Origin of the sequence: Pseudoalteromonas sp. S8-8 (assembly GCF_000497875.1) — a bacterium.
Taxonomy (GTDB): Bacteria; Pseudomonadota; Gammaproteobacteria; order Enterobacterales; family Alteromonadaceae; genus Pseudoalteromonas; species Pseudoalteromonas arctica.
In genome coordinates this window covers 45715-68170 of sequence record NZ_AUTR01000067.1, presented here as the reverse complement: position 1 = coordinate 68170, position 22456 = coordinate 45715, and the positions used below count along the sequence as shown (strand labels likewise).

Genomic DNA, 22456 nt, shown 5'->3' with positions numbered 1-22456 from the left:
AAAGACCCGTTTGGGTTGTATGGTTAAGTGACTAAGCGTACACGGTGGATGCCTTGGCAGTTGGAGGCGATGAAGGACGTATTAACTTGCGATAAGCTTAGTCAAGCTAGTAAAAAGCGCTTGAGACTAAGATTTCCGAATGGGGAAACCCACCTGCTTGCAGGTATCGTTAACTGAATACATAGGTTAACGAGGCGAACGCGGAGAACTGAAACATCTAAGTACCCGTAGGAAAAGAAATCAACCGAGATTCCGAAAGTAGCGGCGAGCGAAATCGGAACAGCCCTTAAGCTTATTATGTGTTAATGGAAGGCTGCTGGAAAGCGCCACGATACAGGGTGATAGTCCCGTACATGAAAAGACATTTTAAGTGAAATCGAGTAGGTCGGAGCACGTGAAACTTTGACTGAATATAGGTGGACCATCATCTAAGGCTAAATACTCCCAACTGACCGATAGTGAACCAGTACCGTGAGGGAAAGGCGAAAAGAACCCCTGTGAGGGGAGTGAAATAGAACCTGAAACCGTGTACGTACAAGCAGTAGGAGCCCACTTGTTGGGTGACTGCGTACCTTTTGTATAATGGGTCAGCGACTTATATTTTGTAGCGAGGTTAACCGAATAGGGTAGCCGTAGGGAAACCGAGTCTTAACTGGGCGAATAGTTGCAAGGTATAGACCCGAAACCCGGTGATCTAGCCATGGGCAGGTTGAAGGTTGAGTAACATCAACTGGAGGACCGAACCCACTAACGTTGAAAAGTTAGGGGATGACCTGTGGCTAGGAGTGAAAGGCTAATCAAACCGGGAGATAGCTGGTTCTCCCCGAAATCTATTTAGGTAGAGCCTCGGACGAATACTTACGGGGGTAGAGCACTGTTAAGGCTAGGGGGTCATCCCGACTTACCAACCCTTTGCAAACTCCGAATACCGTAAAGTAATATCCGGGAGACACACGGCGGGTGCTAACGTCCGTCGTGAAGAGGGAAACAACCCAGACCGCCAGCTAAGGTCCCAAAGTCATAGTTAAGTGGGAAACGATGTGGAAAGGCCCAGACAGCCAGGAGGTTGGCTTAGAAGCAGCCATCCTTTAAAGAAAGCGTAATAGCTCACTGGTCGAGTCGGTCTGCGCGGAAGATGTAACGGGGCTAAACTATGCACCGAAGCTGCGGATTCAGAATTTATTCTGAGTGGTAGGGGAGCGTTCTGTAAGCCGTTGAAGGTGTACCGGGAGGTATGCTGGAGGTATCAGAAGTGCGAATGCTGACATGAGTAACGATAATGGGAGTGAAAAACTCCCACGCCGGAAGACCAAGGGTTCCTATCCCATGTTAATCAGGGTAGGGTAAGTCGACCCCTAAGGCGAGGCCGAAAGGCGTAGTCGATGGGAAACAGATTAATATTTCTGTACTCGATATAATTGCGATGGGGGGACGGAGCAGGCTAAGCAAGCATAGCGTTGGTAGTCTATGTGAAAGTGAGTAGGGCGTTTGTTTAGGTAAATCCGGACAAACACTAAACCTGAGACACGAGACGAGTCACTACGGTGATGAAGTTGCTGATGCCATACTTCCAGGAAAAGCCTCTAAGCTTCAGATTATATGGAATCGTACCCCAAACCGACACAGGTGGTCAGGTAGAGAATACTAAGGCGCTTGAGAGAACTCGGGTGAAGGAACTAGGCAAAATCGTACCGTAACTTCGGGAGAAGGTACGCTCCTATCTGTGATGAGACTTGCTCTCTAAGCGGACGGGAGCCGCAGTGACCAGGTGGCTGGGACTGTTTATTAAAAACACAGCACTGTGCAAAATCGCAAGATGACGTATACGGTGTGACACCTGCCCGGTGCCGGAAGGTTAATTGATGGGGTTATCCTTAGGGAGAAGCTCTTGATCGAAGCCCCGGTAAACGGCGGCCGTAACTATAACGGTCCTAAGGTAGCGAAATTCCTTGTCGGGTAAGTTCCGACCTGCACGAATGGTGTAACCATGGCCACGCTGTCTCCACCCGAGACTCAGTGAAATTGAAATCGCAGTGAAGATGCTGTGTACCCGCGGCTAGACGGAAAGACCCCGTGAACCTTTACTACAGCTTGGCACTGAACATTGAACCTACATGTGTAGGATAGGTGGGAGACTTTGAAGCAGCGACGCTAGTTGTTGTGGAGTCAACCTTGAAATACCACCCTTGTAGTTTTGATGTTCTAACGTTGGCCCCTGAATCGGGGTTACGGACAGTGCCTGGTGGGTAGTTTGACTGGGGCGGTCTCCTCCTAAAGAGTAACGGAGGAGCACGAAGGTTGGCTAAGTACGGTCGGACATCGTACGGTTAGTGTAATGGTAGAAGCCAGCTTAACTGCGAGACAGACACGTCGAGCAGGTACGAAAGTAGGTCATAGTGATCCGGTGGTTCTGAATGGAAGGGCCATCGCTCAACGGATAAAAGGTACTCCGGGGATAACAGGCTGATACCGCCCAAGAGTTCATATCGACGGCGGTGTTTGGCACCTCGATGTCGGCTCATCACATCCTGGGGCTGAAGTCGGTCCCAAGGGTATGGCTGTTCGCCATTTAAAGTGGTACGCGAGCTGGGTTTAGAACGTCGTGAGACAGTTCGGTCCCTATCTGCCGTGGGCGTTTGAGAATTGAGAGGGGTTGCTCCTAGTACGAGAGGACCGGAGTGAACGAACCGCTGGTGTTCGGGTTGTCATGCCAATGGCATTGCCCGGTAGCTACGTTCGGAACTGATAAGCGCTGAAAGCATCTAAGCGCGAAGCAGGCCTCGAGATGAGTTCTCACTAGACTTTTAAAGTCTCTGAAGGGCCGTTGAAGACTACAACGTTGATAGGCAAGATGTGGAAGTGGTGTGAGCCATTAAGCTAACTTGTACTAATTACCCGTGAGGCTTAACCATACAACGCCAAACGCGTTTTATGCGACAGTTTAGACAGAAGTTAATATAACTAAAGTAGATATTACTTGAAGAAAGACTTAAAAAATATTATCAGATATTTTCCAAATTCAGTTAGTGCGTAGCGATACGGATTAACGCCCAAATTTGCTTGGTGACAATAGCGTTTTGGACCCACCTGACTCCATGCCGAACTCAGTAGTGAAACGAAACAGCGCCGATGATAGTGTAGCATTTGCTATGTGAAAGTAGGACATTACCAGGCTTCAAATTGTAGAAAGCCCGAATTTAACAATTCGGGCTTTTTTACGTCTGAAGAAAAGTGAAATGCGCGCAATTAATACACACCCACATCAACACCTAGCACGTAGGGCGAGCGTAGCGACTCCCGACGTTAAAATCACAACAAAACCCCTCAATATCTCAGTCGGCCAATAAAGTAGCATTTGCTACGTGACTTTCTACCGCTGTGGGCACTATGACATTACACAAGCTTCACATTGTAGAAAGCCCGGATCTAACGATTCGAGCTTTTTTATGCTTGTAGAAAAAGTGATTCAGGTATTCCTCTATAGCGGAGCGTCTCTTAGTGAATAATTCACTTAATTTAACGAGTTAAAGTGCTCGCTGATGCGAGCGTAGCGACTCCCGACGCTAAAATCACATCGAGAATAGCTACAGTGTTCTTATTTCACGAGCTGGGTTACCTGCTACTACAGTATTAGGCATTACATTTTTAGTAACCACAGCACCCGCACCCACAATACTATTTTCACCAATGCTTACACCCGCTAAAATAATTACACCTGCGCCAACCCATATGTTATTGCCTAACGCGATAGGCGCTGCAAAGTTTTCCTTATTAAGCTTTTTTGCTGGATTAGTAGCATGTGACACAGCTAAAAGCTGAACGTTCGGGCCTATTAAGCAGTCATCACCCATGGTGATTAAGTAATTGGCCAGTGGCTAGTTGAGGTGTAATTAATATTTATAAAAGTAGGATTGTTAATGAAGGCTGAGATATTTAGTCGTTAATCGCTATTTAGAAGTTTTACCTAGTTGTCTTGTTCTAAATTTTATATAGATACTTCTAATAAAGTACTTAAGAAAACTGTACTATTACAGGTGTTTTAAAATAACTATAACGAGAAACATATGAAATTATTAACTGCAGCAACTTTAATAGTTGCTTCATCGACAGCTTTTGCAAGCCCTGCACCGTTAGTGTCTATTCCTACTCATGATGCCTTTTTTAATAGTATTGCAGCGCATTGCGGTAAAGCTTTTGAAGGTGAAGTAGCGGTAGATAACGCGAAAGGGCCAAGCTCATTTACAGATAAAAAGCTGGTTATGCATGTACGTAAATGTAGCGAGGCTGAGTTACAAGTACCGTTTCATGTAGGAGACGATGCATCACGTACGTGGATCATAACGAAAACGGGTAGTGGCTTGAGTTTAAAGCACGATCATCGTCATAAAGATGGAACAGACGACGCATCAACTATGTATGGTGGCCATACGCTTGATGCAGGGTTTTCGCAAATGCAGTCGTTTCCAGCAGACCAATACTCTAAAGAGTTATTCGTAAAACAAGGCATTGCACAGTCTGTAGGTAATACATGGCAAATGTATATTTACTCAGAAGTATTTACTTATCGATTAATTCGCCAAGGACGTGAGTTTAAGGTGGATTTTGATTTAACTAAACCGATTACTCCACCATCAGCACCTTGGGGTTATAAAGACTAAGGTTACTTACCCTTGTTTGTATCTTCTTTAGTTTCGCATTGTAGTAAAACACTTAAATCTGGTTGGTAAGCACGTGGTTTTGTTGGAAAGCGCTCGTACTCTTGCACGCCTTCAAGTATTTTCAACATAAAGGTATTGCCGCGGCATAGACGGTCAGCATGGCGTAATAAAAATACACTTTGATTGGTAAAGTGTTTGTAATCGTCTGACTGGATTTCTATTTTATAGTTGTCTTCGCCAATTTTTGTTTGGTAGTAATGCACTTTGTTGTCAAAGTCGTAGAGCTTCTCTGTTTCGGCTTTTTCAGCAAGTGCAGTATTTGCACTTGAAAGGGCCACCAGTGTAGCGCCTATAAATAAGCGTGGTGCGTTTATTCCTTTCATAAAATATATCCTTTAATTTGCGAACTTTATACCCATTAATAAAAGTAATAAGGTCGATTTCTTTACGTATTAGTCTAACACCCAAAAAGGGAAAGTGTGATGTTCAAACAAATAAAACAACTTTTTGCTGTATTCGATGAACAGCAGCCAAGTATGCAAGAGCACGATTTAAAAACAGCTGTTGCTGCATTATTAATTGAAGTTATGCGTGCAGATACCAAGCTTGAACATGATGAACAACGAACCCTGACTGTAACCTTAAAAAAGTATTTTAATTTAACAGATATTGAGGTTAATGAGCTTACTAATAACGCGGAAAGTAGCTTAGATGATTCGATAGATTACTTTCAGTTTTCAAAACAGGTTAATGAGCATTGCAGCGCGGCGCAGCGAATAGAAATAATAGAATTATTATGGCGCTTAGCGTATGCCGATGGAGAAATAGATCCCCAAGAAGACTACGTAATACGTAAAGTAGCAGGGCTTTTATATGTAACGCATACCGATTTTATCGCCGCAAAACTCGCGGCGACAAAGTAATTAGTTATTTAGGCGTGCAAGTTATCTTAACTTACTTGCAACGCTTACTAACTGATGAGCAAGCGCCGATACTCGCTCTGCAGTAACAGGTTCATTAATTTGCCCATTTTCATCAAACAATGTGTGTACAGCGGGTACTGCAAGTTGATCGGCAAGCACTAACGATCCAATACCACTTAATATATTACGTACATGATTTAAACCGCGTAACCCACCAAGTCCACCTGGTGATGCTGAAAACAGCGCCACTACTTTATTACGAAAAGCAGGAACAGCACCTTGCTCTGTGCGCGATGCCCAATCAATCGCATTTTTAAGTGCTGCAGTTATAGAGCCGTTGTACTCTGGGCTTGCTAGTAAAATACCGTCAGCTGCACGTAGCTTGTCTTTTAAAAGCTGTACATCGCTTGGTGTACCTTGCGCTTCAATATCTTCGTTAAATAGTGGGATGTTTAATTCGTTTAGTTTTATTACTTCTACTTCAGCACCTGTTTGTAGAGCAAAACGTGCTGCCTCATTAATAATTTTTTGATTAAAGCTTTCTTGTCGAAGACTTCCTGCTAGGGCGATAATTTTTGGTGCTGACATGCTAGTGACCTTTTAGTGTTTAAACTTACAACGCTAATGTAGCAAAATTTTACTTGTAGAAAACCCCAATAAACGCAACACTTATGTGCGTAAATGCACATAAGTATAAGGTAAACAGCATGGCGATAAAATTTGAAGATTGGCAAGACGTTAAAGTAGCGTTTGAAGTAGCACGATTAGGCACGTTAACGGCGGCAGCAGAAGAGCTTAATGTGCACCACAGCACAGTACTTAGGCGAATTAATAATCTTGAAAAAAACTTAAATGCACGCCTTTTTCATCGCCATGCCCGTGGTTACAAGGTTACTGAAATTGGCACCAAGTTATTTGCAACAGCACAAACTATCCATAGCTCCTTAGAGCAGTTACATAACGATATAGCAGCAGCCGATAGCACCCTTAGAGGGAGTTTATTACTAACGACGGTAAGTGGTTTTATGGATGTACTTGGTGATGTATGTGAGCAATTTCAGGCGCTACATCCACAAGTGCAGTTAGAAGTTATTTTAGAACAAAAAAGATTAAGGCTCGATCACGGACAAGCACATATTGCAGTGCGTGCAGGCCCAAGACCTGATGAGGGCGATTATATTGCTCAGCATTTGGCGCAGCTTTCATCGGGTTTATACGCTAATAAACGTTACATTAATAAATACGGCATGCCTAGATTATTAAGTGATTTACAACAACATAATTTTGTATCAGGTGTGGCGGGTTTTAATGCCCGCGTGCCTTATTTTGCATGGGCTGATGAAAATATTCCTGCATCGCAAATTAAGCTGCGAGTGTCTGAAACCGCAGAAGCGACTCGTGCAATAATTAAAGGGCTTGGCATTGGCGGATTACAGCATGACGTAGCGGCGCAATATTCTGATTTAGTACCTATATTACACAGTGAGTTAAGCTGGCCTACCGATGTGTGGTTAGTCACGCATCACTTAGTGCATCGCACTGCTAAAGTACAAGCTTTTGCAGGGTTGTTAAAAACACACTTTAGTAAGTTAGCTGCTAATCAATAGTTTTAGCAGCATTTTAGCTGTGTTTTAAATGATTATAGTGTTTTTTTTACTTCTATGCCTAGGCGTTTAGCCAAGCGTACTAAGTTAGCTCTATCTAATTCAAGTACTCTTGCTGCTGCTGACCAGTTGTAGTTATGCTTCTTTAATTGCTCGGTAATTACGTTGTATTGCAACGATTCTACAGCTTGCTTTAAAGGTTGGTTGATTAAGGTGTTGGTTGTACTTTGACTTGCTACTAGAGAGTTTTGCGGCGCACTCGGGGTTAAATCACAGTGCTCGCTTGTAATGGTTATTATTGGATTTTGCCATTGGCTTTGTTTTGCTTTTAGGGCGCTGCGACTAATAACATGTTCAAGCTCGCGAACGTTACCTGGCCAGTTGTACTGATTAAGCAGTACTTGCGCTTCAGGGCTTAGTTTTAATTGTTTTATCCCTAATTTACGGGCTGTTTGCTCAATAAAATAACCAGCTAAGAGTGTTATGTCGTGCTCGCGTTTACTAAGTGGTGGCACAGTAATAGGGTAGACACTGAGGCGATGGTATAAATCGGCTCTAAAGCGACCTTGAGCTACTTCTTCTTTTAAATTTCTGTTGGTTGCGGCAACGACGCGTACATCTACGTACTTTGGTGTGTCTTCTCCTACCGTTTGTATTTCGCCGCTTTGTAGCACTCGTAATAATTTACTTTGCATGGCAAGGGGCAGTTCGCCAATTTCATCTAAAAATAACGTGCCGCCATCAGCTAATTGAAATTTACCTTGGCGCGAATTTTGTGCGCCTGTAAAAGCCCCTTTCGCATGACCAAAAAATTCACTTTCAGCAAGATTTTCAGGAAGCGATGCACAATTTAAGTGAATAAGCGGTTGATCTTTGCGAGCTGAATTTAAGTGAATATTACGCGCAACAAGTTCTTTCCCTACCCCTGTTTCACCTAATATAAGCACGCTAAAATTAGATGCTGCAACGAGTTTAATTTCGTTTTTAAGTGTTTGCATTAGCGGACTTTGACCAATAATTTCACCGCCGTCCCGTGTTAACGCTTCACGATTTAGTTCTTGCACTAATGCACTTGAGTGCTGTGCATGCTGTTTGTAATGGGCAAGCTCTAAAGCTGTTTTAAAGTGCGCACTACACAGCGTTTGTAAGGTATTGAGTGTATCAGCGCTTATGCTGTTAAATGCATTGGCGTTAAGGCTATCAAACGTAAGTACGCCAAGTAGCGCGTTTTTATCATAAAGAGGTAAGCCTAAACATGCATGTACCGGTATGTCGCCGGTTTTAGCTAATAGTAATCCGTCGTATGGATCGGGTAGCGGGCAGTCGTGCGCAAATTGTAGCGCGAGTGTGCTTTTGCAAATAGCTTCTAGGCGAGGGTGTTCTACTATTTTAAATCGTCTGCCAAGGCTGTCGGACATTAACCCTTTAATTGCCAGTGGTTTTAATTGCTCGCCCTGAAGCACTAATAACGCACTTGCATCACTAGGAATCACCCGCTCAACCGTTGCTAGTAATTGATCAAAGCTATGCTCGTGTAGTGTACTTTGAGCAAGCTCTAGAGCAACTTGTGTAAGGTTGAATTGCTGATTCATGTCAAAATGACCTATTCGAGTTTTTATGAGTTAATTTATAGTAGGTCATAAAGACTCATACTGTAAAGTGGTTTAATTTAACTTATTGAATTTAATTAATTAAATTTGTTGGCACAGTATGTGTAATAGCTAAGTAACGTAGTTAGTTACAGAGATCGCCATGAACACACTAATGCTGAATAATTTAAATAATCAAACACAGTTTAGTTCACTATACGAAACAGTATTATTTGCTGCCAATACTGCATTAGCTGTGAGTTTAGTGTGTATTACGGCAAGTATTTTAATTAGCTACCCGTTTGCTGAGTACTTTTCCATGGCGGTGCAAGTATCAGCTCATATTGGGACTATTGTTATTGCTGCTATTTTAAAAGTAAGTTACGTACTGCGCTGTGTTGCACAACATGGTTTAGGGCAGGAGGTACGATAATGCGCCCTATAAACTTAACTGAGCCAATGCCAGCACGCGTTGCTATTCATCAAGTATCTCAATGGCCATTATGGATGCTCGCTTTTAGACCTTTCTTTTTAGGCGGTGGCTTATTGGCATTTTTGTCGGTGGGGTATTGGCTACTTATTTTAACAGGCCATGCAAGTTGGCACTCATCGATACCTGCGACATTATGGCACGCGCACGAAATGCTGTTTGGCTTTGCAGGAGTTGTAGCTGTTGGCTTTTTACTTACCGCTGCACAAACATGGACAGGCGTACCGAGCATAAGTGGGAAAGCCCTTATGTGGCTTACGTTTATATGGCTTGCAGCGCGCTTAGCCTTTTTTGTGATATTGCCTGATATTGCTCATTTTAATTTATATGCTGCACTTACATTACAAGTTATTTGGTGGCTAGGCGCCATAGCAGTACTGGCTAATATGTTATTAAAAGCCAATAGCAAAAGTAACTATCCGTTTTTAGCTATTTTAGCTGTGCTTTGTGGGCTCAATGTATTGTATTTAATACTTGTTTTAAAACAAAACATGCAGCTTGCACTTGGTGTGGTTGATACCGCAGTACTGGTAATTACTTTACTAGTTGGCATTGTTGCGGGTCGCGTTCTACCATTTTTTACCGCTAAAGGTCTAGGTTTAACCGCACAAGTTCGCACTCCTAAAATAGATAAAGCGGTGATGTATTTATCTATTTTGGCTATCACTTTATTTTTCATCAACAAGTTGTTTTTGAACACGATTAATCCTGCGTTAGTTGTTGCAACTGTTGCTGCGCTTCACCTGGTCAGGGCTGGTTTTTGGTGGGATAGCAAGGTATTGAGAGTGCCGTTGTTATGGTCTTTACATTTTTCCTACTTAGCGTTAGGCGTAGGGTTAATGATGGTTGCATTTAGCTTTTATAGCAGTGCAATACAATTTAAAGATGCGCTGCACTTAATCACTATTGGCACAATAGGTATGATGATTTTAGCAATGATGACGCGTGTATCACATGGTCATACAGGGCGTACACTCGCTATTCCTCATTACATGGCTGTTGCTTTTGCGTTTTTGCTTGTGGCCGCTATTACTCGTTCATTACTCCCTTTTATTATTGGGCCTCACCTTGCTTGGCAAATAAGTGCTTTGCTGTGGTTAGTGGCTTTTTCATTATTTTTAATTCACTGCACACCTATATTAACGCGGCGTCGTGTTGATGGGCGTCGTGGTTAGTTCATCCATAGGAAACACATATGTTATCTGATAAAACCATTGAGATTGTAAAAAGCACAGTTCCGTTATTAGCGCAGGCGGGTACGGTTGTTACCGATCATTTTTATAAGCGTTTATTTAGCCATAATCCTGAGCTTAAAAATATTTTTAATATGGCGAATCAAGATACAGGTCGTCAGCAATTTGCACTTTTTAATGCATTGGCTGCGTATGCACAAAATATTGATAATTTAGCCGTATTAAAAGAAGCGCTAACACGTATTAATCATAAGCATACCAGCTTGAATATTTTACCTGAGCATTACCCTATTGTAGGTGCGCATTTAATTGGCACTTTAAAAGAGCTTATTCCTGAGCAATTTACTCCCGATGTTGAATACGCTTGGCGCGAAGCTTACGGCGTACTTGCTGATATTTGTATAACCGAAGAGGCTGCTTTGTATGAGCACAGTAAAAATAAACACGGTGGTTGGGCGGGAACTCGCCAATTTGAAATAACCAACAAACAGGCTGAATCAGAACTAGTAACGAGCTTTACACTTACGCCAGTTGATGGCGAAGCTGTTATTACACATAAACCAGGGCAGTATTTAGGTATTAAAGTTAAGCCAGAGGGCGCTGAATATGAAGAAATTCGCCAGTATTCTATTTCACAAAAAAGTAACGCTAAAAACTACCGTATTAGTGTTAAAAAAGAGCTACAGCCAAAGCCTGGCATGGTGTCTAATTATTTACACTCATTAGAGCAAGGCACTATTGTTGAGCTATACCCGCCGGCAGGAGACTTCTTTTTACGCAATAATACAAGTCCAGCGGTACTCATTTCAGCAGGTGTTGGGCAAACGCCAATGCTGGCTATGCTTGAAACGCTATTAAGTGACAACTCCAATCAAGAGATTATGTATTTACATGCCTGCGAAAATACTCAGCAGCATTCGTTTTCAAAATATTTAAATGAGTTAAATGCAGTTTATAACCGTTTACAAACAATGACGTGGTTTAACCAGGTGACAGAGGATGCTGACTTTACTGGGTTAATGAACCTAAACGCAGTACAAGCACAGCTACCATTGAGTAATGGCGACTTTTACTTATGTGGTCCTGCCGGTTTTATGGCATTTATAAAAAACCAGTTACTTGAGCTAGGTGTTAAAAACGAGCAGATTCATTATGAAGTGTTTGGTCCGCATCAAGACTTGTAATAATGCTTTAAAATAGAAAAAGGCGCGCAGCGATATGCTGNCTGCGCGCCTTTTTTATTAATTTATAAACGTTAATAAAGTGCCTTATAACTCTTTACAGGTAACACCTTCAAGTACTGTAGTAAGCTCTTTTTTAGGATAGTAAAGCTCACATTGGTTATTACGTAGCTGCAAAATAAACTTCTCAGATTTTATATTATGCGCGCCCATAATTACTCTGCCATCAGACCCTTTACTCATTGCATGATCAATTAGCAGTTCGCTACGTTTAGTAAATACCGAATCCGCAAGTGTTACTAATGTGCCTCCCTTAGCTTGTTGAATTGCCTGTTGTAGTGTTGTAATAACGCTGGGATTAACGCTCGTTAATATAGCGGGTTTAGCGGGCTCACTATTTACACTTTGGCATCCGCCTAAAGCGAGCAAGGTGGCTAATGGGAGTAATAATTTAGCCATTACCTTTCCTCACCCAGCGTTGGCCAAGTTAAGTCCATATTACGCTGGGTAAATTGCTCAGGCATATTTAAAGGAATGAGAGATTCACGAGAGCTTGAAACATTAGCTTGCCCTGCTTTTGCAGCAGCCGTTCTAACTGGACAACTGCCATTTTCAACATGAAATAATGCGGTGGCTAAAACGGCCTCGTCACTGTCGCCTAACTGATGATCAAAGTCGTCCTCAATTTCACAACCTTGAACATCAGCATCAAACTGTGGCGTAGGGGTTGGTGTAAAACCCGCAGCGTATTCGCCAAATCCGTTGCTATTTATCCCACTAAACTGAATAGTGTAATAGGTTGTTGCGCAGTTATGAGTTGGGGTAAAGCCATAGGGCTTACCGCAGGTTGTGTCGCCAATTAAAATAACTTCTGCGTCTATACCTTTTAAACCATTAATAAAAGCTTCTGATGCCGAACAGGTGCCTGATGTGCTTAATACATAAACCTTTGATAGGTTTAAATCAGGTAGGTTTTCACCTGTGCTAAAAAAAGTAGAGTAATCTATTTCTTCATCAATAAATGGGAAGGGCGAATCAACGGGTTGTTTATCGTTTTGTTGAGTTTGATAATAAAAGCGGTTGTTAACGTTGGCATTACCGGCAACCATATAAGCTAATTGTGCCGACAGTGCTAATAAACCACCACCGTTATATCTAAAGTCGATTACAAGCTCATCAATACCATCGGTTTTAAACTTATTTACCGCATCAATAAGCCCTTCTTGGGCAATGCTTATATGGCTATTAAATTGCATGTAACCCACGCTTGAACCATTTGCGGTTGTAATCGTTTTAACATTTTGAACAGGTGTTTGTTCAATATTACCAGCGGTTACATTAAATGTTTTTTCGGCGCCATCGTTACTGCGTACAACAATAGTATGTGAGTCGCCGTTAGTAGGACTAAATAAACCTTCGTTAAGCGTATCTACACCCGACTCTGTATTGGTATTAATGCTAACACCGTCAACTGAAAGTACGGTATCACCACGTTGAAAGCCTATTTGGCTTGCAGGCGAATCATCTTCAAGATAAGCAACGCGTAAAATACGATCGGCTGTATCGCCAATAAACGCCCAATTTATACCGTAACCAGAAGTAACGCCCGATTGCGCTTCTTGAAAGTAATCTTCAGTAGGTTCTGAAAAATGAAAGTTATCTTTTTTTGCACCTGAGTCGGTAAGCTGCTCTGTTTTTAATTGAGCGAAGTAATCGGCTACTGTTGTAAAGCTTTCAGGGTCGTTATCGGCAATCTCATCATACCAAAGGTATGTTTCGTCGCTCCAAGAGCGAAGCCAAAGCTTTTCATAAAGGGCAGAACCCGCTTGATCTGGGTAGGGGTTGTTGTTATTAAAGGGATCGTTACCCGTACGAGGGGTTTCGCAAAAGTTTTTTAAATCGTTAGAGGGCTCAAATACCGCCGCTGTCCATGTTGGGCTGCTACTAACAGGTGTTGTAACTACAGGAGCAGAGTCGATACCGCCTCCGCCGCCACAACCCGTTAAAGCAAAGCCCGCAAATGCAGTGAAAATGGCAAGCGAGGTTTTATTATTTTTAAACATAGTTAAGGACTTTTTTGTAAATAAGTTGTTTAAAATATTACAACACTCGCTCGTTTATTCAACATTTATAACTTTGATTTATGTAAATGAGTGTTAAAGCTTAGAGCTTGCTCGTACTACTTGTATCTGCAAATGCTTGCTTTTTCCACGCATTAAATAACTTTTGCTGTTTATCAGAGATTTTTAAACCGTATGTTTTCTGCATGTAAGCGTAAGTGTCGGCTATACGTTTACGTGCATAGACAGGCGGTTCAACTACACGTTGCTTAAAGTTTACTTTTACTTCGCAGCGACCATACTGTGTGGCGTTTTCGCTAAGCATGCCAAAACGATAATTAGAGCGATCGGCATTAATTTCGCCAATAGCAGGCGCTAGGTTATTTATATCGGCTTCCATTTTTCTAAATTTAGCACTTACTTTACGGCAGTTTTTACGTCCGCCATCTTGCCAACATTGTAGCTGATGACCAAATTCCCACGCCGGAACAATATGTTCCCACTCAATGCGTAGTGCTCGCACATTTACTTTGCCTGAGCGGGTAAGTGTATTTCGAGGAATGTAACCACAGTTAGAAGGATCAGGAATGAGTTTTTTGCCTTCTTTTTTAATATCACAACCGCAGTAAATACTTTTGGCGTTGTCAGGGAGGGTTTTAATTAAATGTCTTTTAGCCGTTGAAAAACGGGTAAATTGTTCGGCAGATACCGAAAAACACACACAGCAAGCCAGTAAGGCCAGAATAAATCGAGTCATATCCATCACAAATGTGAACTACAGGAACAGGCAGTTTAAAGCCTTGAAGATAAAAGATAAAGTTAACTTAAGGCCTGCACTTATATTACTAAAAAGTGTCCGATTAATTTTTTATTCAAAGTTATTTTCACTATTCATTTATTTCTTACTATTTATCGTATTTTAACCACACAAGATTATACGTTAAGGAGTATGCTTAAAGCTTACTCAATATGGGGATTTGGATTGCAAATGAAATTTGTTGATTATTATGCAGTGCTCGGAATATCGCCTGATGCAGACGATAAAGCGGTTAAAGTAGCTTATAAAAAATTAGCCAGAAAATATCACCCAGATGTAAGCAAAGAGCCTCAAGCAGAAGATAAGTTTAAAGAAATAGCAGAAGCTTACGAAGTCATTCATAACAAAGAAGAACGCACTAAATACGACGAGTTACGTCGTCATCAACAAAATCGTGCTCGTCAACAGCAAGGTAATTATGGTGGTAACAATGCCTCATCGCAAAGTAATTATCAGCAAAGCGATCCTCAAACCGATCAAGAGTTTTCTGATTTTGTTAATTCAATGTTTGGCGGCGCCGGTGGATTCAATCGTTCCGGGCAGAGCAGAAGTAACGCCGCTCGCGCGCAAAAAGGACAAGATGTGGAAATAGAGTTCCCGATTTTTCTTGAAGAGACTTTAGTTGATACCGTTAAGCCTGTTGAGTTTATGTTACCGCAGCGAGATAGTAGTGGTCGTGTCTCTGAAATTAAAAAATCACTTAAAGTGAAAATTCCCGCAGGTTCAGTAAATGGCGAACGAATTCGACTAAAAGGGCAAGGCGGATTAGGGTCAGCGAACGGGCAAAATGGCGATTTGTACTTACAAATTAGTTTAGTGCCCCACCCATTATTTGATGTTGAAGGTCATAACCTAAATATAGTCGTCCCTCTTGCACCATGGGAAGCGGCTCTTGGTACAAAAATAAATTTACCTACGTTGGCAGGCAAAATCCAATTAACTATTCCATCTAATAGTCAGTCTGGTCAACGCTTGCGTATTAAAGGTAAGGGATTAATGAGTAAAAAAGCCAAAGGTGATTTATTTGCTGTGCTTAAAATTGTTAATCCAACATCTGTTGATGATACCAGTAAAAAACTTTGGGAAGAATTAGCCGAAAAAGCTCACTTTGATCCCCGTAATAACTGGAGCAAGCCATAATGCAAATTATCGTGACACAAAAAGATGATTTACTTACTAGCAAAGAGCTATGTTTGAGTAGTGATATTAGCGAAGCAATTTTATATGAGCTAGTTGAGCACAATATTGCGGTTCCAATTGAGGGGAAGCATGTTACGCAGTGGCAATTTACGGTATCTGCAGTGACCTTAGTTAAAAAAGCGGCCCGTATTCAACATGACTTTTCGTTAGATTGGTCGGCAATAGCTTTAGTTTTACAATTGCTGGATGAGCGTGATGAGTTGATTTTCGAAAACGAAATGTTAAAGCGACATTTGAGTCGATTTAAACACTTGGAATAAAATCTGCCCTTGGGTACTTCCTAGGGCTTATTTAGTCTTTGGTGAGAGTGCGCTAGTTCTTAAAAACCAATATGACTACTTTGATTTATTCTTACTTTTAATTCGGATAAATCGTTTTAGTCGTATGTTTTGCATAAGTAGTAATATTCCACTTAGGCAAAAAAGTACGCTGGTTGCTGCAAAACTAATAAGCAGCGGATTATTAAAATCCTCTCGCTCATCGTAATCCATAATATGTAACATCCAAAAAAAGTCGAAAATTCGCCATAGTGTGCTGCGAACGGTGACAACTCTGCCGTTATTTTCTGACAAGTACAGTGTTGTGTTAAATGTGTCGTCAAATTGTACCTGCCAAACATTGGTTTTATATCCAACTTCTCGCATACCTTGCTTTAGCAGTACAGCGCTTGTCACTTGAGCATCAATAAGTAAGTGTGCTTTAGCATTTGCGGTAATTTGTATTTTAGTTGGCGGCTCAAAAGGTCGGCCTGTTATACCGTTAAAGCTTTGCTGTTCATCTTTATTTATTACTGTAATTATAGGTGTGGTTAAAAAGTTCTCAAAAATTATTTGTGTTGGATTAACCACCTGAGATGCAATATCGTTAAGGGAGGCAACATAATCAGCCTGCGTAAATGGGTTATTAAGAGTACGTGTTGCAAGATGCTCCCCATGAACTTTATCAAGAGGAATAGCGCTCATGACTAAACCGCCTAATAGCCAAGCTAAAATTTGTAATGTGAGCAAATAACCGAGCCATTTATGTAACTTGCGAGCATACTTAAATATTTTTTTATTCATGTTTTAGTCTTATTATTTTTAGAGGCTAGTTTATTACATTAATGGGATTAGTTACTGCGACATTTTGTCGCAGTTTAAACTATAGCTTACTGTAATCATTTAAAAATAAAAAAGATTACACTTAAATTGCTAACATGAATTATTTGTTTAATTGAGCTGAGTGTTTGATATCCAGCTAGCTTTAAACGCTAAAAAATACTTAAAAGCTGCGAAATATCTATATAAAGTGGTTAATAGAGCATAGTTGATTTGGTATAACGGTAAAACTGCGTTAAAGTTTGCAATGAAATTATTAGAGGATAAATACGAAACGATGTCGGAAATTCAATTTTTAAATGTAGATCTTGAGCTTGAATCAAAGCAAGATATTAGTTTGCTAGTGGCAGACTTGAAAAAAGTCGCGACGATTTTACATTATGACAAAGACGAATACCGTCAATTAGCGCGTATTGAAGCAATAGGTGTAGTAAACACGCCTGACAAAGCAATAAACCATATATGTGAGCTTATTGAATCGTGTTCGCGTAACGCGCTAAAGCAATGGTTAAGCTGTTCACGTAGAACGTTTGATATTGGTTTTGAATCGGGCACTTCCCCTAAGTGCTTTAATCAAGCCTTAGATGCAGATACATTACTACGTATATCTGCGATTGGTGCGGGTATGGAAATTACAATTTACCCAATCGAAAAGTAACTATCTTCGCTCTACGACTGCTGCGGTCATTTTTGATACGCAGCACAGCTCATTGCGGCTATTTGTAATTTTTATTTCCCACACTGAACTACGTTTGCCAATATGAAACGCTCTTGCCGTTGCTGTTAAAGTGCCGTTGCGAGATGCTTTTAAATGACTTGCGCTAATTTCCTGCCCCACGCAGTAAAATTTTGTAAAATCGACAACAAAGTTAGCTGCATAGCTGGCAACTGTTTCGGCAAGTACAACGTTAGCACCGCCGTGAACCATGCCCATTGGGTTATGATGCTCAGGAATTGCCGGCATAGTGGCTACTAAGTAATTATCACCAATTTCAGTGACTTCTATTCCCATGGTTTTCATTAATGTTCCTTGGCCATCAATGCCTTGTTCTAACTGCTTGCACAGCTCTAAAGTGATGGGCTGGTACCAAATACTCATAATGACTCCTTTGCTTTTTTAATCATTTATAAACCTAGCTTTAGTTATATCCCTAAAATGTACACAAGTGAAATTACTTTGGCTATTTTAAGGCTTAATTTAAATTTGCGATTTTTATTTAACTGTATATACTCACAGTTAAATGTACTGTATGGAAAACCAGTTGTATGCGACCATTAACGAACCGCCAAGCTCAAATACTCGAACTAATTAAAGTTTTTATTAAAGACACTGGTATGCCTCCTACACGTGCTGAAATAGCGCAAACATTAGGTTTTAAAAGTGCCAATGCTGCTGAAGAACATTTAAAAGCACTTGCTAAAAAAGGCGCAATTAAAATGAAACCAGGTGCAAGCCGTGGTATTCAGTTAATTGAAGAAGAAGAGCCAGAACAATTAGGTTTACCGCTTATAGGGCGTGTTGCTGCTGGTTCACCTATCTTGGCGCAAGAGCACGTTGAAAGTCACTGCAAAATCGATCCATTAATGTTTAAACCGGCTGCAGATTTTTTACTACGCGTTAACGGTATGAGCATGAAAGATATTGGTATTATGGATGGTGATTTACTTGCTGTACATCGTACTCAAACCGCTGAAAATGGGCAAGTTGTTGTTGCCCGCCTAGACGAAGACGTAACTGTAAAACGTCTTGAGAAAGCGGGTCGTAAAGTATTACTTCATGCTGAAAACGACGATTTTGAATCTATTGAAGTAGATCTTGAGAATGAGTCTTTTAATATTGAAGGCTTAGCCGTTGGCGTTATAAGAAACGCTGATTGGATGTGACTTTAAAAATAGCTTTTAAACAAGCAGTTTTATAAATGCGTACTAATTAGTACGCATTTTCTGTTTTAAATTCGCACTAAAAATAGGGCATAAATAGCTCACTGACAATTTAAGCTGTAAACTTTTTTGCACTTATATTTTCCCCCTCCGAATGCGTTAAACCCCTTTGTTTTGCTCATCTTTTGAACTTCCTGTTACCTAGTTGGTTACTGATTTTTTATTAATTACTCAATATCACCTGATTGTTTTTTATACTAAAACTTGCTTGTTGTTCATTTTTTAGCTAATTATTAATGTGCTGAGCTAATAATAACTCACAGCTTTTTAGTTTTGAGAACACACAATATACACAAACCCGTTGTTGGCGCAGCAAAACCAATCAATATTAAATGAGATTGACTAAAAAAATAAAAATAACGAATTGGCGTTTAAGCCGTATGCCTCTTCGCTTTGCATTCGCAATAGCATCAAAGGAGCCGTCACATGGGTAAACTGACCTCTACCTTGTGGCTTATATTATGTGTTTTTTCGCACCCAGTTTTGGCTAACAGCCAATACAATATGCGCAAAGGCGTAACCGATATAAGCAATAATGTATATCAGCTGCACATGACCATATTTATAATATGTTGTGTGATTGGGGTGATAGTGTTCGCAATTATGTTTTGGGCACTTATTCATCACCGCAAATCTAAAGGGGCTGTACCTGCCCAATTTCACGAAAGCACTAAAGTAGAAATACTTTGGACTGCAATCCCGTTTGTTATTTTAATTGCTATGGCAGTACCAGCCACTAAAACCCTAATTGCAATGGAAGATGCCAGCAAAGCTGATCTCACTATTAAAATTACAGGCTCGCAATGGAAATGGCATTATGAATATATGGGTGAAGATGTAGAGTTCTACTCTATTTTATCTACCCCGCAAGATGAAATCGCGAACCTTGCAGATAAAAATCCTAACTACTTACTTGAGGTTGATAAGCCTCTTGTACTGCCAATAAATCAAAAAGTACGATTTTTAATGACTTCTGACGATGTTATTCACTCTTGGTGGGTACCTGATTTTGCAGTTAAAAAAGATGCGAATCCCGGCTTTATAAACGAAACATGGACGAACATAAACGAAGAAGGTACTTACCGAGGCCAATGTGCTGAGTTGTGTGGTAAAGATCATGGCTTTATGCCTGTTGTGGTGGTCGCTAAATCTGAGGCTGATTTTAAAACGTGGCTTGCAGATGCAAAGCAAGCTAAACAAAAAGCAGCATTAGCAGATGCCGCATTACTTGATAAAACCCTCCCAAAAGAAGAATTAATGACTTTAGGCGAACAAGTATATATGGCCAATTGTGCTGCATGTCATCAGCCTACTGGCATGGGGTTACCGGGTGTATTTCCTGCACTTAAAGGCAGCCCTATAGTGCTTGGCGATATAAAAGATCACATTGATGTAGTTATCCATGGGCGACCCGGTACGGCAATGCAAGCATTTGCCAAACAGTTATCTATAAAGCAATTAGCAGCGGTTATTACTTATAAACGTAATGTGTGGGGTAATGATACGGGTGATGTTATTCAACCGAGTCAAATACAGGCAGCACTTGATGCCAAAGTGGAGGCGAACTAATGAGTAGCATAGTAGAACAACCTAACGCCAATGAAGCTCATCATGCTCATCACCCAGCTAAAGGTTTTAAACGCTGGCTTTACACAACTAATCATAAAGATATAGGTAGTTTATATTTAATTTTTTCGCTGACCATGTTCTTAATTGGTGGTGGAATGGCCATGGTGATCAGAGCTGAATTATTTCAACCAGGTTTACAGTTGGTCGATCCTCACTTTTTTAATCAAATGACCACCGTGCATGGTTTAATTATGGTGTTTGGTGCGGTTATGCCGGCCTTTACAGGCCTTGCTAACTGGATGATACCACTCATGATTGGCGCGCCAGATATGGCATTGCCAAGAATGAATAACTGGAGCTTTTGGATTTTACCGTTTGCGTTTTTAATCCTATTGGCATCATTATTTATGCCTGGTGGGGGTCCTGCATTTGGTTGGACTTTTTATGCACCACTGTCTACAACATACAGTAATGATAATACTGCATTGTTTGTATTTGCCGTACATATTATGGGGATTAGCTCAATAATGGGCGCAATCAATGTGATTGTAACCATAGTGAACTTACGTGCCCCTGGCATGACATGGATGAAGTTGCCCTTATTTGTATGGACGTGGTTAATTACTGCCTTTTTATTAATAGCGGTAATGCCAGTGCTTGCAGGCGCTGTCACTATGGTACTTACCGATAAGTATTTTGCGACCAGCTTTTTTGATGCCGCAGGCGGTGGCGACCCGGTGATGTTCCAACACATTTTTTGGTTTTTTGGTCATCCCGAAGTATACATAATGATTCTTCCTGCCTTTGGCATTATATCTACAATAGTACCTACCTTTTCTCGTAAAAAACTTTTTGGCTATGCCTCAATGGTATACGCCACATCCTCCATAGCACTATTGAGCTTTATTGTATGGGCTCATCATATGTTTACCACTGGGATGCCGGTCGCTGGCGAGTTGTTTTTTATGTACGCGACCATGCTTATATCGGTACCTACAGGAGTAAAAGTATTTAATTGGGTTGCCACAATGTGGAAAGGCTCAATAACTTTTGAAGTGCCAATGCTTTTTAGTATTGCGTTTATTGTGCTGTTTACCTTAGGTGGCTTTTCGGGGTTGATGCTGGCAATTACACCTGCTGACTTTCAGTACCACGATACTTATTTTGTAGTGGCGCATTTTCATTATGTATTAGTAACAGGGGCTGTATTTTCGATAATGGCGGGGGCCTATTACTGGCTGCCCAAGTGGACGGGCAATATGTTTAATATCACGCTAGCTAAATGGCATTTTTGGCTATCGCTGGTGAGTGTGAACGTACTGTTTTTTCCTATGCATTTTGTAGGGCTTGCCGGTATGCCGCGTCGAATTCCCGATTATGCACTTCAATTTGCCGACTTTAACGCAATCATAAGTATTGGTGGATTTGCCTTTGGTTTATCGCAATTGTTGTTTGTAGCTGTGGTAATTAAATGCGCGCGTGGCGGTGATAAAGTGCCTGCAAAAGTATGGGAAGGGGCAGAAGGGCTTGAGTGGGAAGTTGACTCTCCAGCGCCATATCATACTTTTTCTACGCCGCCGGTAATTAAGTAATGACACACGCACCGCTACTCAAACGTTTGGTACTTATTTGCATAGGCATGTTTGCCTTTGCCTTTGCTTTAGTACCTTTGTATGACGTGTTTTGTGATGTAACAGGGCTTAATGGAAAACCTTCGCTTGAGCAAGCAGAGCAAAGTACACAAATAGTACAAAATCGAGAAGTCGGCGTTAGCTTTACTACTCACGCACAAAGTGGTGCACCGTTTGAAGTTAAATCAAAAGAATACAGTGTAGTGGTAAAACCCGGTGCAATGCGTGAAGTAATGTTTAGTGCTAAAAATAACAGCAATCTAGATAAAGTAATGCAGGCTGTACCATCAGTCTCGCCAGGTAAAGCGGCAAAGTATTTACACAAAATAGCCTGTTTTTGCTTTGATCAGCAACCTCTAAAAGCAGGGGAAGAACTTGAATTTAAATTACTTTTTTATGTTGATACCGCACTGCCAAGCGATATTGAAGAATTAACTTTATCTTATACCGTATTTGATATTAGTGAACAGCTGGTGGCAAGTAACAACTAGCTTTTTAAACTA

At 41.0% G+C, this 22456-nt stretch carries 21 protein-coding genes, 2 rRNA genes and 1 pseudogene; 15 read left to right on the top strand and 9 right to left on the bottom strand.

Annotation, left to right across the window (positions count from 1 at the left end; all coding sequences use genetic code 11):
* The first annotated feature begins 21 nt into the window (after positions 1–21).
* Together L659_RS0120330 and rrf are read left to right on the top strand one after the other, a co-directional pair.
* A 23S ribosomal RNA gene (locus L659_RS0120330) occupies positions 22–2912 on the top strand.
* A gap of 147 nt (positions 2913–3059) precedes the next feature.
* A 5S ribosomal RNA gene (rrf, locus tag L659_RS0120325) occupies positions 3060–3174 on the top strand.
* Positions 3175–3584: 410 nt separating this feature from the next.
* On the opposite strand, the pseudogene L659_RS01000000123100 reads toward rrf, so the two are convergent.
* Positions 3585–3875, bottom strand: a pseudogene (locus L659_RS01000000123100) (DapH/DapD/GlmU-related protein); the annotation flags it as partial.
* A gap of 189 nt (positions 3876–4064) precedes the next feature.
* Between L659_RS01000000123100 and L659_RS0120315 the strand changes: the two are divergent.
* Positions 4065–4658 carry a hypothetical protein gene (locus L659_RS0120315; protein ID WP_024591702.1) on the top strand — a complete coding sequence of 198 codons (594 nt, stop codon included), beginning with the start codon at positions 4065–4067 and terminating at the stop codon, positions 4656–4658.
* A gap of 2 nt (positions 4659–4660) precedes the next feature.
* On the opposite strand, the gene L659_RS0120310 is transcribed toward L659_RS0120315, so the two are convergent.
* Complete coding sequence (locus tag L659_RS0120310) at positions 4661–5041, bottom strand: hypothetical protein (protein ID WP_024591701.1); 381 nt, start codon at positions 5039–5041, stop codon at positions 4661–4663.
* Positions 5042–5140: 99 nt separating this feature from the next.
* Here L659_RS0120310 and L659_RS0120305 point away from each other — a divergent pair, with 99 nt between their 5' ends.
* Positions 5141–5581, top strand: a complete 441-nt coding sequence (locus tag L659_RS0120305; protein ID WP_024591700.1) for a tellurite resistance TerB family protein — start codon at positions 5141–5143, stop codon at positions 5579–5581.
* Between the two features lie 21 nt (positions 5582–5602).
* On the opposite strand, the gene L659_RS0120300 is transcribed toward L659_RS0120305, so the two are convergent.
* On the bottom strand, positions 5603–6169 hold the full coding sequence (locus L659_RS0120300) for an NADPH-dependent FMN reductase (RefSeq protein ID WP_024591699.1): 567 nt from the start codon (positions 6167–6169) through the stop codon (positions 5603–5605).
* Between the two features lie 119 nt (positions 6170–6288).
* On the opposite strand from L659_RS0120300, the gene L659_RS0120295 reads away from it, so the two are divergent.
* Positions 6289–7188: a LysR family transcriptional regulator gene (locus tag L659_RS0120295; protein WP_024591698.1), complete on the top strand. Its 900-nt coding sequence runs from the start codon at positions 6289–6291 to the stop codon at positions 7186–7188.
* Between the two features lie 32 nt (positions 7189–7220).
* On the opposite strand, the gene norR is transcribed toward L659_RS0120295, so the two are convergent.
* On the bottom strand, positions 7221–8777 hold the full coding sequence (norR, locus tag L659_RS0120290; RefSeq protein ID WP_008138686.1) for a nitric oxide reductase transcriptional regulator NorR: 1557 nt from the start codon (positions 8775–8777) through the stop codon (positions 7221–7223).
* A 160-nt stretch (positions 8778–8937) separates the two neighbouring features.
* Here norR and L659_RS0120285 point away from each other — a divergent pair, with 160 nt between their 5' ends.
* Genes L659_RS0120285 through hmpA form a run of 3 tightly spaced genes read left to right on the top strand, consistent with a single transcriptional unit; the run spans position 8938 to position 11641 of the window.
* A complete protein-coding gene (locus L659_RS0120285; RefSeq protein ID WP_007584928.1) occupies positions 8938–9207 on the top strand; it encodes a hypothetical protein in 270 nt (89 codons plus the stop codon).
* Positions 9207–10439 (top strand): NnrS family protein, encoded by a 1233-nt coding sequence (locus tag L659_RS0120280; RefSeq protein ID WP_010555391.1) that lies wholly within the window; start codon positions 9207–9209, stop codon positions 10437–10439. Before L659_RS0120285 ends, L659_RS0120280 begins: the two co-directional genes overlap by 1 nt.
* A 20-nt stretch (positions 10440–10459) precedes the next feature.
* Positions 10460–11641, top strand: a complete 1182-nt coding sequence (gene hmpA / locus L659_RS0120275; protein WP_024591697.1) for an NO-inducible flavohemoprotein — start codon at positions 10460–10462, stop codon at positions 11639–11641.
* An 84-nt stretch (positions 11642–11725) separates the two neighbouring features.
* Here the strand turns inward: hmpA and L659_RS0120270 are convergent, their stop codons facing one another.
* The 3 genes from L659_RS0120270 to L659_RS0120260 form a co-directional block, all read right to left on the bottom strand.
* The gene (locus L659_RS0120270; protein ID WP_024591696.1) at positions 11726–12097 is read right to left on the bottom strand and encodes a hypothetical protein; all 372 of its coding nucleotides are present in this window, start codon (positions 12095–12097) and stop codon (positions 11726–11728) included.
* Entirely contained in the window at positions 12097–13701 is a 1605-nt protein-coding gene (locus L659_RS0120265; RefSeq protein WP_024591695.1) for a S41 family peptidase, read from the bottom strand. The genes L659_RS0120270 and L659_RS0120265 overlap by 1 nt, the downstream gene beginning before the upstream one ends.
* Before the next feature lie 100 nt (positions 13702–13801).
* Positions 13802–14455 (bottom strand): endonuclease, encoded by a 654-nt coding sequence (locus L659_RS0120260; RefSeq protein WP_024591694.1) that lies wholly within the window; start codon positions 14453–14455, stop codon positions 13802–13804.
* Between the two features lie 231 nt (positions 14456–14686).
* Here L659_RS0120260 and L659_RS0120255 point away from each other — a divergent pair, with 231 nt between their 5' ends.
* Positions 14687–15655: a DnaJ C-terminal domain-containing protein gene (locus L659_RS0120255; RefSeq protein WP_007584935.1), complete on the top strand. Its 969-nt coding sequence runs from the start codon at positions 14687–14689 to the stop codon at positions 15653–15655.
* Positions 15655–15975 carry a chaperone modulator CbpM gene (locus L659_RS0120250; protein WP_007584937.1) on the top strand — a complete coding sequence of 107 codons (321 nt, stop codon included), beginning with the start codon at positions 15655–15657 and terminating at the stop codon, positions 15973–15975. Before L659_RS0120255 ends, L659_RS0120250 begins: the two co-directional genes overlap by 1 nt.
* Before the next feature lie 75 nt (positions 15976–16050).
* On the opposite strand, the gene L659_RS0120245 is transcribed toward L659_RS0120250, so the two are convergent.
* The gene (locus L659_RS0120245) at positions 16051–16776 is read right to left on the bottom strand and encodes a membrane protein (RefSeq protein WP_024591693.1); all 726 of its coding nucleotides are present in this window, start codon (positions 16774–16776) and stop codon (positions 16051–16053) included.
* A gap of 313 nt (positions 16777–17089) precedes the next feature.
* On the opposite strand from L659_RS0120245, the gene L659_RS0120240 reads away from it, so the two are divergent.
* On the top strand, positions 17090–17470 hold the full coding sequence (locus tag L659_RS0120240; RefSeq protein ID WP_024591692.1) for a hypothetical protein: 381 nt from the start codon (positions 17090–17092) through the stop codon (positions 17468–17470).
* Here the strand turns inward: L659_RS0120240 and L659_RS0120235 are convergent, their stop codons facing one another.
* Positions 17471–17911, bottom strand: coding sequence for a PaaI family thioesterase (locus L659_RS0120235; protein WP_024591691.1), 441 nt, complete (start codon positions 17909–17911; stop codon positions 17471–17473). It lies immediately after the preceding gene.
* Positions 17912–18078: 167 nt separating this feature from the next.
* On the opposite strand from L659_RS0120235, the gene lexA reads away from it, so the two are divergent.
* The 4 genes from lexA (at position 18079) to L659_RS0120215 (ending at position 22444) form a co-directional block, all read left to right on the top strand.
* Positions 18079–18696 (top strand): transcriptional repressor LexA, encoded by a 618-nt coding sequence (gene lexA / locus L659_RS0120230; protein ID WP_007584941.1) that lies wholly within the window; start codon positions 18079–18081, stop codon positions 18694–18696.
* A gap of 483 nt (positions 18697–19179) precedes the next feature.
* The gene (coxB, locus tag L659_RS0120225) at positions 19180–20322 is read left to right on the top strand and encodes a cytochrome c oxidase subunit II (RefSeq protein WP_024591690.1); all 1143 of its coding nucleotides are present in this window, start codon (positions 19180–19182) and stop codon (positions 20320–20322) included.
* The gene (gene ctaD / locus L659_RS0120220; RefSeq protein ID WP_007584944.1) at positions 20322–21914 is read left to right on the top strand and encodes a cytochrome c oxidase subunit I; all 1593 of its coding nucleotides are present in this window, start codon (positions 20322–20324) and stop codon (positions 21912–21914) included. Before coxB ends, ctaD begins: the two co-directional genes overlap by 1 nt.
* Positions 21914–22444, top strand: coding sequence for a cytochrome c oxidase assembly protein (locus tag L659_RS0120215; protein ID WP_002959612.1), 531 nt, complete (start codon positions 21914–21916; stop codon positions 22442–22444). The genes ctaD and L659_RS0120215 overlap by 1 nt, the downstream gene beginning before the upstream one ends.
* Positions 22445–22456: the final 12 nt, after the last annotated feature.

Bases quoted from the DNA above. Each gene is read 5' to 3' on its own strand.
- L659_RS0120315 (WP_024591702.1), top strand. From the start codon at position 4,065: ATGAAATTATTAACTGCAGCAACTTTAATAGTTGCTTCATCGACAGCT.
- L659_RS0120310 (WP_024591701.1), bottom strand. From the start codon at position 5,041: ATGAAAGGAATAAACGCACCACGCTTATTTATAGGCGCTACACTGGTG.
- L659_RS0120305 (WP_024591700.1), top strand. From the start codon at position 5,141: ATGTTCAAACAAATAAAACAACTTTTTGCTGTATTCGATGAACAGCAG.
- L659_RS0120300 (WP_024591699.1), bottom strand. From the start codon at position 6,169: ATGTCAGCACCAAAAATTATCGCCCTAGCAGGAAGTCTTCGACAAGAA.
- L659_RS0120295 (WP_024591698.1), top strand. From the start codon at position 6,289: ATGGCGATAAAATTTGAAGATTGGCAAGACGTTAAAGTAGCGTTTGAA.
- norR (WP_008138686.1), bottom strand. From the start codon at position 8,777: ATGAATCAGCAATTCAACCTTACACAAGTTGCTCTAGAGCTTGCTCAA.
- L659_RS0120285 (WP_007584928.1), top strand. From the start codon at position 8,938: ATGAACACACTAATGCTGAATAATTTAAATAATCAAACACAGTTTAGT.
- L659_RS0120280 (WP_010555391.1), top strand. From the start codon at position 9,207: ATGCGCCCTATAAACTTAACTGAGCCAATGCCAGCACGCGTTGCTATT.
- hmpA (WP_024591697.1), top strand. From the start codon at position 10,460: ATGTTATCTGATAAAACCATTGAGATTGTAAAAAGCACAGTTCCGTTA.
- L659_RS0120270 (WP_024591696.1), bottom strand. From the start codon at position 12,097: ATGGCTAAATTATTACTCCCATTAGCCACCTTGCTCGCTTTAGGCGGA.
- L659_RS0120265 (WP_024591695.1), bottom strand. From the start codon at position 13,701: ATGTTTAAAAATAATAAAACCTCGCTTGCCATTTTCACTGCATTTGCG.
- L659_RS0120260 (WP_024591694.1), bottom strand. From the start codon at position 14,455: ATGACTCGATTTATTCTGGCCTTACTGGCTTGCTGTGTGTGTTTTTCG.
- L659_RS0120255 (WP_007584935.1), top strand. From the start codon at position 14,687: ATGAAATTTGTTGATTATTATGCAGTGCTCGGAATATCGCCTGATGCA.
- L659_RS0120250 (WP_007584937.1), top strand. From the start codon at position 15,655: ATGCAAATTATCGTGACACAAAAAGATGATTTACTTACTAGCAAAGAG.
- L659_RS0120245 (WP_024591693.1), bottom strand. From the start codon at position 16,776: ATGAATAAAAAAATATTTAAGTATGCTCGCAAGTTACATAAATGGCTC.
- L659_RS0120240 (WP_024591692.1), top strand. From the start codon at position 17,090: ATGTCGGAAATTCAATTTTTAAATGTAGATCTTGAGCTTGAATCAAAG.
- L659_RS0120235 (WP_024591691.1), bottom strand. From the start codon at position 17,911: ATGAGTATTTGGTACCAGCCCATCACTTTAGAGCTGTGCAAGCAGTTA.
- lexA (WP_007584941.1), top strand. From the start codon at position 18,079: ATGCGACCATTAACGAACCGCCAAGCTCAAATACTCGAACTAATTAAA.
- coxB (WP_024591690.1), top strand. From the start codon at position 19,180: ATGGGTAAACTGACCTCTACCTTGTGGCTTATATTATGTGTTTTTTCG.
- ctaD (WP_007584944.1), top strand. From the start codon at position 20,322: ATGAGTAGCATAGTAGAACAACCTAACGCCAATGAAGCTCATCATGCT.
- L659_RS0120215 (WP_002959612.1), top strand. From the start codon at position 21,914: ATGACACACGCACCGCTACTCAAACGTTTGGTACTTATTTGCATAGGC.